The sequence below is a fragment of the Winogradskyella ouciana genome, assembly GCF_009709615.1.
Lineage (GTDB): Bacteria > Bacteroidota > Bacteroidia > Flavobacteriales > Flavobacteriaceae > Winogradskyella > Winogradskyella ouciana.
The window spans coordinates 1-273 of sequence record NZ_WJYA01000104.1; the positions used below are offsets into that span (position 1 = coordinate 1).

Below are 273 nucleotides of genomic sequence, written 5' to 3' on the forward strand. Positions count from 1 at the left end.
AAACGTAATGTCATTCATCGATTCTCCTCCCCGTTTGTTTCAATCTTCTTTCTGTTAAGACGATGATCAGTACGCTGATCGCAATCAACAATACGGCCTGAACGATCAGGGCGAACGGCTGAGTCAGCCGGATAAGCAGGCTGCCCGCAAATCCAGCTGCCGCCGAAATAAGGCCGAACAAAATCATGAGGAGCGCACTGAATCGATTTCCTTCTCTCCACTGCGACTCATCCGCCATAGAGCGCTTCGTCCGATATCCGTACAGGCTGTTGA

General features: G+C 50.5%; 1 protein-coding gene. It reads right to left on the minus strand.

Features of this window, described 5'->3' with window-relative positions; genetic code table 11:
- Positions 1-10: 10 nt before the first annotated feature.
- On the minus strand, positions 11-273 hold a 263-nt coding region (locus F1003_RS18715), incomplete at its 5' end, for an SdpI family protein (protein ID WP_155090358.1).